Origin of the sequence: Achromobacter spanius, from assembly GCF_003994415.1 — a bacterium.
Classification (GTDB): Bacteria; Pseudomonadota; Gammaproteobacteria; order Burkholderiales; family Burkholderiaceae_B; genus Achromobacter; species Achromobacter spanius_C.
The window spans coordinates 1695790-1711805 of sequence record NZ_CP034689.1; the positions used below are offsets into that span (position 1 = coordinate 1695790).

Annotated in this window: 13 protein-coding genes; 6 read left to right on the forward strand and 7 right to left on the reverse strand. The window is 65.1% G+C overall.

Translation table 11 applies throughout. The annotated features are described in order from the left end of the window. Window positions 1–16: 16 nt before the first annotated feature. The 5 genes from ELS24_RS07645 to ELS24_RS07665 form a co-directional block, all read right to left on the reverse strand. The gene (locus ELS24_RS07645) at window positions 17–841 is read right to left on the reverse strand and encodes an inositol monophosphatase family protein (protein WP_127183780.1); all 825 of its coding nucleotides are present in this window, start codon (window positions 839–841) and stop codon (window positions 17–19) included. After that, window positions 838–2442: an FAD-dependent oxidoreductase gene (locus ELS24_RS07650; RefSeq protein WP_127183781.1), complete on the reverse strand. Its 1605-nt coding sequence runs from the start codon at window positions 2440–2442 to the stop codon at window positions 838–840. The genes ELS24_RS07645 and ELS24_RS07650 overlap by 4 nt, the downstream gene beginning before the upstream one ends. Next, window positions 2439–3575: an NAD(P)/FAD-dependent oxidoreductase gene (locus tag ELS24_RS07655; RefSeq protein WP_275066562.1), complete on the reverse strand. Its 1137-nt coding sequence runs from the start codon at window positions 3573–3575 to the stop codon at window positions 2439–2441. The genes ELS24_RS07650 and ELS24_RS07655 overlap by 4 nt, the downstream gene beginning before the upstream one ends. Then, window positions 3575–4552: a 4-hydroxyproline epimerase gene (locus ELS24_RS07660; protein WP_127183782.1), complete on the reverse strand. Its 978-nt coding sequence runs from the start codon at window positions 4550–4552 to the stop codon at window positions 3575–3577. The genes ELS24_RS07655 and ELS24_RS07660 overlap by 1 nt, the downstream gene beginning before the upstream one ends. A 228-nt stretch (window positions 4553–4780) precedes the next feature. Next, a complete protein-coding gene (locus tag ELS24_RS07665; protein ID WP_127183783.1) occupies window positions 4781–5695 on the reverse strand; it encodes a dihydrodipicolinate synthase family protein in 915 nt (304 codons plus the stop codon). A gap of 220 nt (window positions 5696–5915) precedes the next feature. Between ELS24_RS07665 and ELS24_RS07670 the strand changes: the two genes are divergently transcribed. From ELS24_RS07670 to ELS24_RS07690, 5 genes are all read left to right on the forward strand, one after another. Further along, on the forward strand, window positions 5916–6548 hold the full coding sequence (locus tag ELS24_RS07670) for a DUF4198 domain-containing protein (RefSeq protein ID WP_127183784.1): 633 nt from the start codon (window positions 5916–5918) through the stop codon (window positions 6546–6548). A 23-nt stretch (window positions 6549–6571) separates the two neighbouring features. Then, window positions 6572–6853 carry a DUF3649 domain-containing protein gene (locus tag ELS24_RS07675; RefSeq protein ID WP_050450292.1) on the forward strand — a complete coding sequence of 94 codons (282 nt, stop codon included), beginning with the start codon at window positions 6572–6574 and terminating at the stop codon, window positions 6851–6853. Beyond that, on the forward strand, window positions 6850–8541 hold the full coding sequence (locus tag ELS24_RS07680) for a PepSY-associated TM helix domain-containing protein (protein WP_127183785.1): 1692 nt from the start codon (window positions 6850–6852) through the stop codon (window positions 8539–8541). The genes ELS24_RS07675 and ELS24_RS07680 overlap by 4 nt, the downstream gene beginning before the upstream one ends. Beyond that, window positions 8538–8861, forward strand: a complete 324-nt coding sequence (locus ELS24_RS07685) for a DUF3325 domain-containing protein (RefSeq protein ID WP_050447816.1) — start codon at window positions 8538–8540, stop codon at window positions 8859–8861. Before ELS24_RS07680 ends, ELS24_RS07685 begins: the two co-directional genes overlap by 4 nt. A 70-nt stretch (window positions 8862–8931) precedes the next feature. Further along, a complete protein-coding gene (locus ELS24_RS07690) occupies window positions 8932–10284 on the forward strand; it encodes a tryptophan--tRNA ligase (protein ID WP_050447818.1) in 1353 nt (450 codons plus the stop codon). Between the two features lie 73 nt (window positions 10285–10357). Here the strand turns inward: ELS24_RS07690 and ELS24_RS07695 are convergent, their stop codons facing one another. Then, a complete protein-coding gene (locus ELS24_RS07695) occupies window positions 10358–10864 on the reverse strand; it encodes a hypothetical protein (RefSeq protein WP_050447820.1) in 507 nt (168 codons plus the stop codon). Between the two features lie 333 nt (window positions 10865–11197). Continuing rightward, window positions 11198–13576, reverse strand: coding sequence for an RNA-binding transcriptional accessory protein Tex (gene tex / locus ELS24_RS07700; RefSeq protein ID WP_050447821.1), 2379 nt, complete (start codon window positions 13574–13576; stop codon window positions 11198–11200). A 214-nt stretch (window positions 13577–13790) separates the two neighbouring features. Between tex and ELS24_RS07705 the strand changes: the two genes are divergently transcribed. Further along, complete coding sequence (locus ELS24_RS07705) at window positions 13791–15929, forward strand: ATP-dependent DNA helicase (protein ID WP_127183786.1); 2139 nt, start codon at window positions 13791–13793, stop codon at window positions 15927–15929. Window positions 15930–16016 lie beyond the last annotated feature (87 nt).

Here is a 16016-nt window from a genome sequence, read left to right on the forward strand (position 1 = left end):
TGCGGCGGTGACGGATTCAAGCCATTGCGTGGCGTACAAGCGTGAGCGCTTCGCGATGCCGGTCAGGGTCGCCGGCAGCGAGGATGCGTGAAGCCGGGTTGTCCAGGCCAAGCGCGCGACCGTTCCAGTCGGTGATGACGCCGCCCGCGCCCTGGATGACGGGGATGAACGGCGCGTAGTCATAGAGCGCCAGCCGGGCATCGATGGCGATGTCGGTGCGGCCAGCGGCAAGCAAGCCATACGCCAGGCAGCAGCCGCCATAGATGCGCCAGCGGGTGCGTTCGCGCAGCGCCTGAAACGCGGGCAGTTCGTCGGACGCGTAGAAGTCGGGGTTGCTGGTGCTGAGCATGGCGTCGCTCAGCAGGCCGCAGGCGCGGGTGCGGCAAGTCTTGCCTTGGTGCAGCGTGGGGCGTCCGGCGGCGCCGATCCAGCGGTCGCCGGTGGCGGGGAAATCCATCACGCCCAGCACGGGCATGCCGCGATGCAAGAGCGCAATCAAGGTTCCGAAAACCGGCACGCCGGCAATGAAAGGGGCCGTGCCGTCTATGGGGTCGAGCACCCAGACATGCTCGGCATCCAGCCTGACCGTGCCGCCTTCTTCGCCGTAGATACCGTGTTGGGGATACGCGTCTTCGATGCGCAAGCGCAGGTGCGCTTCGATGGCGCGGTCCAATGCGGTGACCAGGCTGCTGTCCGGCTTGATATCGGTGTGCGGCAGGTCGGGCCGTGCCGGCGACGAGACGGCGTTGGACGCATCGCGCAGATATGGCGCGTACATGCCGCGGGCCTCATCGGCAAGTTGCTGCGCGAAGGCGAGCTGCGCGTCCAGGAAGGGAGTCATGAGAATTCCTTGTTCGGGATAGGGGGCGATGAAGTCAGGCCGGCGAGCGTGTCGATGCGGACGGGCGCAAGCAGGTGCCGAGGCGGCGCGGGCTGCCAGCCATAGAGCGCTTGCGTGGCCGCGCCGCAGATGCGGCCCTGGCAGGCGCCCATGCCGCAGCGCGTGTGCAACTTTGCGTCCATCCAGCTTTGGCGGGAGACCAGCGCGGAATGCGGCACGTCTTCGCAACGGCAGACCAAGGTGTCGGGCCGCGCCAAGGACAGCAACGACGGGTGCAGCGCGAAATGGCTGCGCAAGGTATTGGCGAATTCCTGCCAGTGGGCCAGGTCGGTGGTCAGGCGCGCGGCCTGTGCCAGGCCACCGACCGCCGCATGGCCCGCCATGGCGCCTTGCAACCGTGCCCGCTCGTTGCCGCCAATGCCCGTGCATTCGCCCGCCGCGAATACGCCCGGCACCGTGGTCTGCTGCATGTCGTTCACGCGCAGACCCTGGTGCGCGTCCAGCTCGCACCCAAGCATCTGGCCAAGTTTGATGTTGGGCACCAAGCCAAAACCACAAGCCAGCCGATGGCAGGCGATTTTCTCTTCGCCATCAGCGCGGCTTAAACGCACCTGCTGCACCCGCCCGTCGCCCGTGGCTTCGAGCACGTGGCTGGCGCTGCGGAAATGGGGGCTGAAAAGTGCGGCGGCCTGCATTGCCTTGCCCGGCCAGCGTGCCAGGCGATAGGCGAAGCGCGCCAACGTGCGCCAATCGGTTTGTTCGGCAATGCGGACAACGCGCGCGCCCGCCTTGCGTGCGGAATGCGCGGCCGCCAGCAGCAGGGGGCCGGTCCCGGCAATGACGATGCGCTGTCCGCGCAGTGGCACGCCCGACTTGGCCAGGGCCTGCAGCCCGCCCGCGCCGGTAACGCCGGGTAGCGTCCACCCGGGAAAAGGCAGCAGGAGTTCGCGGGCGCCGGTACACAGGATCAGTGCGTCGTAGTGCTGAACCCATCCCCGGCTTGCGTCCTCAAGCATGAGTGCCGGCTGCCCGGACAAGCCAGCCATTCCGGCCAGCCCCACGACCCGGGTGCCGCAAAGCAGCGTGATATTGAGATGACGCGCGACCTGCTCGCGCAAGCGGCGGGCGGCGGCAGGCAGGGCCACGCCAGGTCCATCACGCCAGATCTGGCCACCCGGAGCAGGGTTGTCATCAAGCAGCACAATGGCGCGGCCACTGGGCGCGGCAGCCAGCGCGGCGGCCATGCCCGCGGGGCCGGCGCCAATGATGAGAAGGTCGCAATGGCTGTCGTGGCTGCCTTGGCTGTCTTGGGCGGTGGCGCTGCTGGCGTCGTGCCCATGTTCCAGGATGGTGTCGACGCGCATACCTTCGCGGCAGCGCGTCTGGCAGGCCAGCCGCAGATGGCCGTCTATCAGGACTCGGCATTCATGGCAGGCGCCCATGCCGCAAAACGCGGCGCGCCTTTCACCGGAAATCGACACGCGCGAGTTACCGGGCGGGCGCGCCGCCAACGCGGCGGCGACGCTGCTGTCAGCCGCAACACTGACCTGTTGGCCATCAAGCCGGATGCGCAAGCGCGCGGACGCGCGGGGAAAAGTCATGGCGCCACCTTGTTGAATGAACGGGTCGGTGCAAACGGGGCTGCGGCCAGCGGTGGCGCTGTGCCTTGTATCAGCGCGGCCAGCAGCGTGGCGGTGGCCGGTGCGGTGGTGACACCCAGGCCTTCATGACCCACGGCCAGCCAAAGCGTTGGGCGTGTGGGGTGCCGGCCTATCAGCGGCAGCCCGTCGGGCGTGGCGGCGCGGATGCCCGTCCAGGTGCGCAGGATGTTCATGCCGGACAGGCCTGGCAGAAACTCCATGGCGCGCTTGAGCATGCGTGACAGCACCATCGGGTCCACGGCGGACGTTGATTGCCCGGACTGGCGGGAAGAGCCGATCAGCAGTTGTCCGGTGGGGCGGGGCTGCACGTTGAACGCCACGGCGGCGCCTTGGCGCTGTTGGGTGCTGGCCATGTAGCCGAGTTCGACAAGTTGATGGCGCATGCCCGTGGGGTAGCGGTCGGTGATGGCCAGATGGCCTTTTTTGGGTTGCAGGGGCAGGTCGTCGCAAAGCCGGGTGGCGGCCCAGCCTGCCGCCAGCACGATGGCCCGGGCGTCGCGTCGCGTTCCATCGGCAAGTACCGCGCCTTGCGTGTCGATGTTGCAGACTTCGGCCGCTTCGAACGACAGGCCCGGCGGCGCATGCGCCAGCAGCCAGCGGGCGGCGCTGGGCGCATACACCAGGCCGTCGCCAGGTACGTGCAGTGCGCCCGCCAGGCCGGTGCGCAAGGCCGGTTCGGCGTTGGCCAGCTGTTGCGCGCCAAGCAGGGTGGCGTCGATGCCGTGGTCGCGCAGGCGAGCTTGCTTGTGTTCGGCTTCAGCCATGTCGCGGTCGTTGGCGGCAAACCACATCGTGCCGCATCCGGTATAGGCGCAGGCTGGGTCCGCGTCGTTCATGCGGGCGCCCCAATGCCGCCATGTATCCAGGGACGCGGCGCTGAGCGCCAGTTCGGCAGGGCTGCTGTCCATGGCAACCAGATGCCCCATGCCAGATTGCGTGGCGCCGCCCAAGCGGCCGTCGACCACACGCACCGTCAGGCCGTCCTGTGCCAAACGATGGGCACAGGCGGCGCCGATGATGCCGGCGCCAATCACCAGGACATCCGTGTGCAGGGGAGCATTGGACGGCGCCATCAGCCGGCTTCAGGCGAATGCGCCGGGCGGATGCCCCAGCCGAAAGGGTCGTCGGGCGAAATCAGCAGCGTGGATTCAGCGCAGATGTGCGCGCGTCCTCGGATGGTGGGCACGACCTGCTTGCCCGCTATTTCATAGCTGGCCTCGAACGTGCTGCCGATGACGCTGGCCTGGCGCCAGACCTGCCCGGGTGCGAGCTTGCCGTCGGCGGCCAGGCAGGCCAGCTTGGCGCTTGTGCCCGTGCCGCAGGGTGAGCGGTCGTAGGCTTTGCCTGGGCATAGGACAAAGTTGCGGCTGTTGGCCTCGGGGTCGGACGTGAACAGTTCGATGTGATCGATGACGGCGCCGTCGGCGCCAGTGATGCCCGCCGATTGCAAGGCGTGGCGGATGGCCCAGGCGTAATGGGTCAGCGCGTCGATGTTGTCAGGCGCAATGCGCTGCAAGGTTTGGACCATGCCTTGGCCGCCTTCCTGGTCGACAAGAAAGAACCAATTTCCGCCCCAGGCGACGTCACCGATTACTTCGCCGTAGCCGGGCACGTCAACGCGCACGGCGCGATGCAGGCGATAGGCGGGCACATTGCGCACGCTGATCGACCCGTCGTCGTGCAAGAGGGCGCGGATGGTGCCGACCGGTGTTTCAATGCCGTGTTCGCCGGGACCGATGCGGGCCAGGTAGGCCAGCGTGGCGACCAGGCCGATGGTGCCGTGGCCGCACATCCCCAGGTAGCCGGCGTTGTTGAAGAAGATGACGCCGGCGGCGTTGGCCGGATCCTGTGGTGCGCAAAGCAGTGCGCCTACCATGACATCGCTGCCGCGCGGTTCCAGCACGGTGGCGGCGCGCCAGGCATCATGTTCGGTGGCAAGGCGATGTTGCCGTTCGGCCATGCTGCCCGCGCCCAGGTCGGGAAAGCCCGATATGACTAGCCGGGTGGGCTCGCCTGCCGTATGGGAGTCGATGACACGGATCTGATTCATTGACGCGCCTTATGTGGGAACAGCACGAGCGTGGTGGGGTATGAGTGAGATGCCGGCCTAGTCTAGGCAATTAAAGGCCTTGCGTCGTGCCGTAGAGACCGTAATGTCACGCTAGTTGCGATGGAATCTGCGGCGCCATGCGGCAATAGGCGGCATATGGTCGCCCGGCGATAACTCAAGGAAATTGCGAGTAATTACTCAGAGTTATCGCAGGGCGGCGCGAACCTATCAAGGCACGGATTGGTATTGCGCGGGACGGGTGGCCAGCGCATGGGCCACGACGCGTTCGATCAGGGCGCGTTCCTCGCCGATGACGGGCAGGCGAGGACGGCGCACATGCTCCGTGCCAACGCCCACCAGCGCGTCGATCAGCTTCAGGTTCTGGACAAGTTTCGTGGACACGTCCAGATGCAGAAGCGGCGTCATCCATTGGTAAAGGGCGAGCGCTTCGGCGTGCTTGCCCGCCTTCATGAGATCGTAAAGGGCGACCGTTTCACGCGGGAATGCGCACCCCACGCCGGCAAGCAAGCCGTCGCAGCCCAACGCCAGGCCCTCATAGGCCAGGTCGTCCACGCCCAGGAAAATTTGATAGCGGTCGCCCACGGCGTTGCGCAGGTCGGTCACGCGGCGGGTGTCGCCCGAGCTGTCCTTGACGGCGGCGAGCCATTTGCAATCGGCCAGTTCGGCCATGTGCGCGGGCGTCAGGTCCACGCGGTAGGCCAGCGGGTTGTTGTAGACCATGATGGGCTGCTGGGCGGCGTCGGCCATGGTGCGTACGTTCAGCATGGCTTCGCGGGGATCGGCGACGTAGATCAGCGAGGGCATGACCATGAAGCCGGCAACGCCCAGCTTGTTGGCGTCGTCGATATACCGCAGGGCTTCGCGCGTGCTGGTTTCCGATACGTTGGCCAGAACCGGCACACGCCCGCCGGATGCTTCCAGCGCGATCCGGGTGACCGCCAACTTTTCTTCCAGCGTCAAGGTGCTGGCCTCGCCAAGCGACCCGCAGGTGACAACGCCGTGGATGCCGTTGCGAATTTGAAAGTCGATGTGGCGGGCGGTGCCTTCGGCGTCGATGCGTTCGTCGGCATGAAACTTGGTGGTGACGGCGGGAAAAATGCCTGTCCAGCGAGGGTGCGTCATGGATGACTCCAGTGAGAAAGCACGGTGGGTGGCTCCAGATATGTTTTTAATATATTTAAATTACGAATTAAAAGAATGCGGGTTAACCAGCGATTGGCATTGCGTCCCATTTTTTTGATGAAGGCCGTAGTGAGAATAGTTATAATTCAGGCGATTCCAAATAGGCATCAGCCGCGGGGCTTGCCTGTTTCCGGAATATCGGACTAAAGGAAAATCCATAATGAAATTCGCAAAGACGTTAGCCGCCATCGCCCTGTTGGGCAGCGCGGGCGCCGCGCAGGCACACTTTGTTTGGCTGGAACGGGGGGCCGAAGGACCGGCCAAGGTGTACTTCGGCGAATGGGCTGACGATGTGCGCGAAAAGCAGGATGGCCTGCTGGGAAAAGTCATGGTGGCGCCGGTCGTGACCGCGGCCGATGGCACGGTGCTGAAAGCGTCGAGCAAGGGCGCTGACTTTGTCGAATTCGCTGCCAGCGGCAAGGGCGACGTCCGCCTGGCCCAGCCGATCCAGTTCAAGGAAACCCTGGTGAAGTACGGCGCCAAGGCAGGCCGCACCGACACGCAAGCCAAGCTGGACCTGGAACTGGTGCCCACCGCCCCCGGCGCCAATACGTTCGTCCTGCATTTCCAGGGCAAGCCTTTGGCCAAGACCGAAGTCACCGTGTTCGGTCCTCCGAAATGGGAAAAGCGCTTCTGGAGCGATGAGAACGGTCGCATCGAAATCACGACGCCGTGGCCGGGCCAGTACGTGCTGGAAGCCGCGCACGTCGAAGAGAAGGCGGGTGAGGCCGATGGCAAGTCCTACGCCAAGATCCGCTACGTTTCCACCCTTAGCTTCAATGTGAACAAGTGAAAGCACCCGCAGCCGGCGCAGGCATGATGCGCTATCGCATGGCCGTATTTTCCAGGGCGGTTGCCGCCATTCTGGGCGGCTATGCCCTGGCCTCGGCGGCTGCGGCCTGCCTGGCGGTCTGGCTCCCCATGGGGCGGGCCGACGCCGTCACGACGGCCCAGATGTTGTCCTTCGTGGTCTACGCCTGCGGCGTGATCTGGGTGTTTGCCACGCGCAACGCCTGGCGCGCCTGGGCCGGCATTTTGTTGCCGGCATTGCTGCTGGGCGGGCTGTTCCTGGCCGGCCGCACGATGGGGGCGGCATGAAGGCAAAGAAGGTCAAGGCGCAGGGTGAAGAGGGCCTGCGCCAGTCGATGTCCTGGTTGCATACCTGGGCCGGATTGATTTTCGGCTGGGTGTTGTTCGCGATGTTCCTGACTGGGTCGCTGGCGTTCTTCCGACCCGAGATCACGCACTGGATGCAGCCCGAAATCCAGGTAAAGCCGGCGCCCGCCGTGCCGTCGGTGGAGGTGGCGCAGCGCTATCTGGCCGAACATGCGCCGGACGCCAAGCGCTGGTTCATCACGCCGCCGTCGAATCGCGAGCCGCTGATCCTGCTGCTGTATCAAGTGCCCAAGCCCAAGCCGGGCGAGCGCGGATTCGTGCGCGTGAAGCTGGACCCTGCCAGCGGGCAGGCGGTGACGGGCCGCGAAACGCGCGGCGGCGAGTTCTTCTATCGCTTTCATTTCGAACTGGAGACCGCGTTTCCGTGGGGGCGTTGGCTGGCCAGCATCGCGGGTATGTTCATGCTGGTGGCGATCATCAGCGGCATCATCACGCACAAGAAGATATTCGCGGATTTCTTTACCTTTCGCCCTGGAAAGGGGGGGCAACGCGCCTGGATGGACGGTCACAACGTGCTGTCGGTCCTGGGACTGCCATTCCACCTGATGATCACCTTCAGCGGACTCGTGCTGTTCATGGTGATGCTGATGCCCGCGGGCATCAAGGCTGTATATGAAACCCCGCGTCAGTACACGGACGAGGTCTTCAAATCATTCAAGGTGACACCGCCGCTGAATCAGCCCGCGCCATTGATACCGATTGCGCCGTTGGTCGAGCAGGCGCAGCAGGAGTGGCATGGACGCGTAGGCCGCATCACCGTCAACAACCCTGGCGATGCTGGCGCCACCGTGACGCTCACGCGCGCCGCCGCTGACGGGGTGTCATTTGGGCTGATGGCCCCCTGGAAGCGCTTTGACGGCGTCACGGGCAAGTTGCTGGAAGGGCAGGACACGATGGGCGCGACCGCCCGAACGGCGGGCACCATCACTGGCCTGCACCTGGGCCTTTTTGCTGAACCGCTGTTGCGCTGGTTCTACTTCCTGGTCAGCCTGGCGGGCACCGGCATGGTGGGAACGGGGCTGGTGCTGTGGATCGCCAAGCGGCGCCAGAAGGCGCGCCCGCAAGATAGCCGCGAAGCGTTTTCGCTGCGCCTGGTTGATGGCCTGAACGCGGGCACGATCGCGGGCGTGGTGTTCGGCGTGGCGGCGTTTTTCCTGGCCAATCGCTTGCTGCCCGTGGATTTGCCAGGGCGCCAATTTTGGGAGTCGCGCGCGTTCTTCGCGGCCTGGGCCGTGTCGCTCGTCTATGCCTTTGTTTTCCAGCATCGCAAGTGGCAGGACCTGCTGGCCATTGCCGCTGGCGCGCTGGCCTTGGTGCCGGTGGTCAATGCCCTGACCACCTCGCGCCACCTGGGGGTCTCGTTGCCTGAAGGCGATTGGGTCATGGCCGGGTTCGACCTGAGCTGCCTGGCCAGCGCCGCGTTGTTTGCCTGGATGTCGCGCAAGGCGGCTCGAGCCCGCCGCATGCCGGCCAAGGCGTCGGCCCGGGCCGTGGGTGCGCCGCGCACCCCGTCGCCGGCTGCGACCAGGCCGGTGTCGGCGTCGGTGCCGTCGTCTGCCCAGGCTGCGCCCAGCGCCGCCGTCTACGAACCGCGAGGTGATACGCCATGACGCTTGCCGCTTTTTGCCTGGCCTACGCGGGCTTTTCCGCCTTGTGCCTGGGTATGGATCGTCACTACGAAGACCTGTTCGACCGCGCCATGCCGCGCCGCCATCGCGTGCCATTGCGGGTGTTCGGCTGGATCGCCCTGGCTTTGTCGCTCTATGCATCCGCCACGGTATGGGGCTGGAGCTACGGCACGGTGGAATGGATCGGCATTCTCAGCATTGCCGGTCTGCTGCTGATCTGGTTCCTGACCTTCCGTCCGCGCGCGGCGTTGACCACGGGTGGGCTTTGCGCGCTGGCCGCGCCACTGCTGGCGGTCTGGTAGGCGCGCCGATCTTCAGGCCTCGCGGGCAAGTTACACTGCTTGTTTCCCCTAGCATACGCCTCTTCGCCCCATGAATACCCGCGTCCTTACCGGCATTACCACCACTGGCACCCCCCACCTTGGCAACTACGCTGGCGCCATCCGGCCCGCGGTAGAGGCCAGCACGCAGCCGGGTGTGGACGCATTCTTCTTTTTGGCGGACTACCACGCGCTGATCAAGTGCGACGACCCGGCCCGTGTGGCTCGCTCCCGCCTTGAGATCGCCGCCACCTGGCTGGCGGTGGGCCTGGACCCCGAGCGCGTCACGTTCTACCGGCAATCCGACATCCCCGAAATTCCCGAGCTGTGCTGGTTGCTGACCTGCGTCACCGCCAAGGGCATGATGAATCGCGCCCATGCCTATAAGGCCTCGGTCGACCAGAACCTGGCCAAGGGCGTGGACCCGGACGATGGCGTCACGATGGGCTTGTTTTCATATCCCGTGCTGATGGCGGCGGACATCCTGATGTTCAACGCCAACCGTGTGCCGGTCGGCCGCGACCAGATCCAGCATCTGGAAATGGCCCGCGACATTGCCCAACGTTTCAACCATCTATATGGCCGCGACTATTTCACGCTGCCGGAAGTGGCCATCGAAGAAGACGTTGCCACCTTGCCGGGCCTGGATGGCCGCAAGATGTCCAAGAGCTACAACAACACCATTCCGCTGTTCGAAGGCGGGGCCAAGGCGCTGCGTGCCTCGGTGATGCGTATCGTGACCGATTCCCGTGCGCCGGGCGAAGCCAAGGACGCCGAAAGTTCGCACTTGTACACGCTGTTCCGCGCGTTTGCCACGCATGCGGAATCGGCGGCGTTTCGCAAGCAACTGGAAGATGGCATGGCTTGGGGCGATGCCAAGCAGGCGCTTTACGAGCATCTGGAAACGCGCCTGGCGCCCATGCGCGAAAAGTACGTTGAACTGATCGCCAACCCGGGCCGTATCGAAGACATTCTGCAGGCTGGCGCCGACAAGGCGCGCAAACAGGCGCTGCCGCTGATGCAGGAATTGCGCGTGGCGGTGGGCTTGCGCAATCTCAATGCCGGCGCCAAGTCCGGCAAGCCGCAAGGCAAGAAAGACAAGGACAAGGGCGCGCGTTTCGTCAGCTTCCGCGATGAAACGGGCGGCTTCCGTTTCCGCCTGTTGGCGGCTGATGGTGAAGAGCTGCTGTTGTCGCAGCGTTTCGCCGATCCCAAGCAAGCGGGCGCCTTGATGCGCCGCCTGCAATCCGAATCGGCCGAGCAGGTGCTGCAGGTGGCGGGTGAAGGCTACTCGGCCGTCATCGACGGCGTGACGGTTGCCGAAGCGCCCGAGGGCGTGCAGGGTGATGCCGATGCGCGCCTGGTGCGCGTGCGTGCGGCGCTGGCGTCGTTAGCCCAAGAATAGGCGGCTGCCGGATGGCTGCGGATAGGGTTGCCATCCCCGCTGCAGCCCGCGCCGCCATCCTTTTGAAGCAAGCTCAGGCTGGCCGCGCGCCTGCCACGATGCGGCCGTCGCGCACCTGGAAACGCTGCGCATTGCCCTGGCCGGCGATCTCAAGCAGGTCGCCGTCCGAATAGCCGACCACGTTCGGGCATTCCAGCCATTCGGGATTGATGAAGGGGAAGTATTTCAGCGTGCCGCTGCCTTGGCTGGCGAAATCAAAAGTTGTGTTGGCGACCACTTCGGGGTCCCATTGGCTGGCGTCGAACGTCAGCGCGCAGCCCACGCCGATGCGGTATACGATGCTGGCGCCCATGCTGGCGAATCCCAGCGCGCCCACTTGAAGCTGGGCGCCATTGCGTAATTCAATCACCCGGCTGCCCAGGCGTTCCAGCGTGATGTGCTTGAAAGCAACTTCGGCGCCGTCAATGATCAGATGCGCGTATTGGCCGAGCGTGACTTCGGCATAGGCGCCACTATGGCCGGCTTCTTTTTCGGTAATGGTTGCCGCTTCATTGGCGGCAAGCGTAAGGGTAGTGCGCATGACGAATGGCTCTCCGGGGGGGCGTTCTACGGGATAGGGCGCTTTTTCTTTTGCTTCTTGCCTGATAGACGGTTCGCGCCGCGGTTCGCCTGATCATGGATGTTTGTGTCTGCTGTGTTCCCCAACGCCACCAGCTTTTATTATTCGGACACAATTCGATATTTTCCCTTATTTTTGGAATTGTTGATTGAGCGCGCGCAAGAAAATGGGCCGATCTACGGGAAAGTCCTAGGGGCGGCGGCGGGCAACTAAAAGGCCAGGACCCAATGAAAAAGCCAGGGCCGTGGGGCCCTGGCTTTGCGGACAGCAGGCGCTAAGACTCAGCGCTAAGACTCAGCGCTTGAGCTTGGCGAAGGCGTCCGCCATGGCGCTGTTCATGCCGCTGGCGCCACCCGCCGCGTTGCCACGACCACCGTCGCCTTGAGCGCGGCGTGGGCGGTCACCGCCCTTGGGGGCGTCACCGCTGCGGCGTGCGGGCGCCGCGGTGTCGTTCAGGCGCATGGTCAGCGCGACGCGCTTGCGCGCGGCATCCACTTCCAGGACCTTCACGCTGACCGTCTGGCCCACGCGCACGACGTCGCGCGGGTCTTTCACGAATTTTTCGGCCAGCGCCGAAATGTGGACCAAGCCGTCCTGATGCACGCCAATGTCGACAAACGCGCCGAAATTGGCCACGTTGGTCACCACGCCTTCCAGCACCATGCCGGGGTACAGATCGTTCAAGGTTTCAACGCCTTCCTTGAACTGGGCCGTCTTGAACTCGGGGCGCGGGTCGCGGCCGGGTTTTTCCAGTTCGGCGAAGATGTCGCGCACCGTGGGCAAGCCAAAGCGCTCGTCCGTGAAGTCGGACGGCGACACCCCTTTCAGGGCGTCGCGCTGGCCGATGATCTGTTTGACCTCGGCCTTGATCTTCGCCACGATGCGTTCCACGACGGGATAGGCTTCGGGGTGAACCGATGAGGCGTCCAGCGGGTTGTCGCCGTTGGGAATGCGCAAAAAGCCGGCGGCTTGTTCAAAGGCCTTTTCGCCAAAGCGCGGCACCTTGCGCAGTACGTCGCGCGTGGGGAATGCGCCGTTCTCGTCGCGCCAGGACACGATGTTCTTGGCCAATAGCGAATTCAAACCCGACACCCGAGCCAGCAACGCGGCCGAGGCGGTGTTCACGTCCACGCCCACGGCGTTCACGCAATCTTCGACGACGGCATCCAGCGAACGCGCCAGCTCGCGCTGGTTGACGTCGTGCTGGTACTGGCCCACACCGATGGCCTTGGGGTCGATCTTGACGAGTTCGGCCAGCGGATCCTGCAGGCGGCGGGCGATGGACACGGCGCCGCGCAGCGTCACGTCCAGGTCGGGAAATTCCAGGGCAGCGGTTTCCGAGGCGGAATAGACGGATGCACCGGCTTCAGAGACCACCACGCGGGTGACTTTCAGGTCAGGGAAGCGTTCCATCATGTCGCCCACCAGCTTTTCGCTTTCGCGCGAGGCGGTGCCGTTGCCGATGGCGATCAGGTCGACCTTGTGGCGCGCGACAAGCGCGGCCAGCGTGTTGATCGTGCCGTCGCGATCGCGGCGCGGTTCAAACGGGTAGACGGTGGTGGTGTCGACGACCTTGCCGGTCTGGTCGATGACGGCGATCTTGCAGCCCGTGCGGATGCCGGGGTCCAGGCCCAACACGGCCTTGGGGCCGGCGGGCGCCGCCAGCAGCAGGTCTTTCAGGTTGGCGGCGAACACGCGGATGGCTTCGGCTTCGCCGCTTTCACGCAGGCGGCCGATCAGTTCGCTTTCGAATGCCGTCAGCAGCTTTACGCGCCAGGTCCAGCGGCAGACTTCACCCAGCCAGCGCGCGCGCGGCGTGGCGTCCAACGCAAACAGGCCATTGCCCAATTTCAGGAAATTGGCGATGCGCGCCACGCAGGGGTGCGGCACCTGCGCTTCAAGCTCGGCTTCCAGCCCAAGGCGCAGTTCCAGCACGCCTTGCTGACGGCCGCGCAGCAGCGCCAGGATGCGATGCGAAGGCAGCGTGCGCAAAGGCTCGTTGAAGTCGAACCAGTCGCGGAAGTTGGCGCCTTCGGTTTCCTTGCCGTCGATCATCTTGGAATAGATCAGGCCGGTGGACCACAGGTGCTCGCGCATGTCGGCCAGCAGGTCCGCGTTTTCCGCATAGCGCTCGGCCAGGATGTCGCGCGCGCCGTCCAGCGCCGCCTTGGCGTCGTTGATGGACGCTTCGGGGTTCAGGTACTGCGCGGCCAGCGCGGCGGGGTCGCAGGCCGGGTCGGCCAGGATGGCGTCGGCCAAGGGTTCAAGGCCGGCCTCGCGGGCGATCTGGGCGCGCGTGCGGCGCTTGGGCTTGTACGGCGCGTACAAGTCTTCCAGGCGCTGCTTGGTGTCGGCGGCGGCAATTTCCTGCTGCAGCTCGGGCGTCAGCTTGCCCTGCTGCGAGATGGATTCAAGGATGGAACCGCGGCGCTCTTCGAGCTCGCGCAAATAGCCCAGGCGCACTTCCAGGTTGCGCAGCACGGTATCGTCCAGGCCGCCAGTGGCTTCCTTGCGATAGCGCGAAATGAAAGGCACGGTGGCGCCGTCATCCAGCAGTTCCACCGCGGCAGCGATCTGGGAGACGCGCGCGCCGAGTTCGGTGGCAAGCTGCGCGACGATGCGGGCGTTGTCGACGCCGGCGGCGACGTTCGTGATAGCGGAAGTTTCAGACATCTCTATACGACGACAAAAAGGAAAAACAAGGGGCGGATTGTGCCATAAGCCGCTGTTACAGAACGTGCCAGGGGGGATGGATCCGTCCCTGGTCCGCAAGGAAAGCGGGCTGGGCAAAGGGTATCATTTGGTCCTTTCCCACATCAGTGTCTGGCGCCCGAACCGTTACCGGTACTGGTTCACCATAGACTCCGACCGACACTAGGCTGCCGTAATGCTGGACCTGGATATTTCCGAATTTTTTGATGAAGACGGGCCCTTGGCCACGGCCATGCCCGGCTACAAGCCACGCCCGTCGCAGGTGGAGCTGTCGCAAGCCATCGGCGACGCCATCCAGGACCGCGCCACGCTGGTGGCCGAAGCGGGCACCGGTATCGGCAAGACCTGGGCCTATCTGGTGCCCGCCTTCATCCAGGGCGGCAAGGTGCTGATTTCCACCGGCACCCGCACGCTGCAAGACCAGTTGTTCGCGCGCGATCTGCCGCGCGTGCGCGCCGCGCTGGCCGCGCCCGTGACCGCCGCCTTGCTCAAGGGCCGCGGCAACTACGTTTGCCACTATCACCTTGAACGCTTGCAGGGCGACGAACGCGCGCTCAAGTCGCGCACCGAAATCCAGCAACTGCGCCAGATCCAGGTCTTTGCGGGCATTACCAAAACGGGTGACCGCAGCGATCTTGCCCAGGTGCCTGAAGATGCCGACATCTGGCAGCGCGTGACGTCCACGCGCGAAAACTGTCTGGGCCAGGAATGCCCGCGCATTCGCGATTGCTTTGTGGTCAAGGCGCGCCGTCAGGCACAAGAGGCCGACGTGGTAGTCGTGAACCACGCGCTCTTCATGGCCGACCTGGTGCTGCGCGAAGAGGGCGTGACCGACCTGCTTCCCGAAGCCGATACCGTCATCTTCGACGAAGCGCATCAACTGCCCGACACCGCCACCCGCTTCCTGGGCAACAGCGTGTCCACGCATCAGCTCATGGACTTCGGCCGGGCCCTGGAAGTGGCCGGCCTGGCGTATGCGCGCGAGGCCGCCAAATGGAGCGACGTCAGCCGGCACCTTGAAACTGCCGCGCGCGAATTGCGCCTGGTCTGTGCGCCGCTGGACCGCATGCCCGGACGCAAAGCCACGTTTGAAGCCATTCCCAACCCCGAGGAATTCGACGAGGCCCTGGCCGCCTTGCGCGAGGCCGTGGACGGCGCCACGAAGGCGCTGGGTGCGGTGGCCGAAAAGCACCCGGACTTGATGGCGGCCGCGCGCAGCGGCGCCGAGATCTCGGTGCGACTCAAGCGCTGGGCAACACCCGGGCGGGCAGGAGCCGGCTTCGAGGACGAAGGCTGGGGCCGCGATGACCAGGCGCCAGAGGCCGGGCCTGGACTCGCGCCCGACGCAGCGTCGGTTCCAGCGTTGGGTTCCGCGTTGGCCGATGGTCCGTCCATGCCTGCCGCCATACTGGAAGGCGTGGCCGCGGCCGCCGAACAATGGACGGGGCCCGCCGTGCGCTGGGTCGAACACGGCCAACATCATGTGCGCCTGCATTCCGCGCCGCTGTCCGTGGCGCAGGCATTTTCCAAATACCGCAAGCCGGGTCAGGCCTGGATCATGACCTCGGCCACGCTGTCGGTGAACGGTGAATTCACGCACTTCACCAGCCAACTGGGCCTGGAGCGCGCACGCACCGGCAAGTGGGAATCGCCCTTCAACTATCCCGAGCAGGCGTTGCTGTTCGTGCCGCGCGGCATGCCCGAGCCGCAATCGCCGCAGTTCCTGGACCGTTTCGTCGACACGCTGATGCCCTTGCTGGAAGCCAGCCCCGGCGGCACGCTGGTGCTGTGCACGACGCTGCGCGCGGTGGAAAAAGTGGCCACCTTGCTGGCGGATGCCTTCGACGACGCCGGCCACGACTGGCCGCTTTTGAAACAAGGCGAGGGCACGCGCCGTGATCTGCTGGACCGCTTCTGCAAGTTGAAGCATCCGGTATTGGTAGGCAGCGCCAGTTTCTGGGAAGGCATCGATCTGCCGGGTGATGTGCTGACGCTGGTGGCCATCGACAAGCTGCCGTTCGCACCGCCCGACGACCCGGTCATCGAAGCGCGTCTGCGCGCTTGCCGCGCCCAAGGCGGTAACCCATTTTCGGAATATCAGTTGCCGGAAGCCGCTATTTCACTCAAGCAGGGCGCGGGCCGTTTGATCCGCACGGAATCCGATTGGGGAGTGCTCATGGTGGGCGACGCCCGCCTGGTCGAAAAGCCTTACGGCAAGCGCCTGTGGCGCGGCCTGCCGCCGTTTGCGCGCACGCGTGAACTGGAAGAGGTGCTGGCTTTCTACCGGCGCAAGCAGGACGGCGCGGACGCCTAGCGTAGGGCGGTGTTCCACGCGCAAGAAAAAGCCCCTTGGATGTTTTTCCAAGGGGCTTTTCGTTTCCCATGCCGTGAAGCCGGTTGA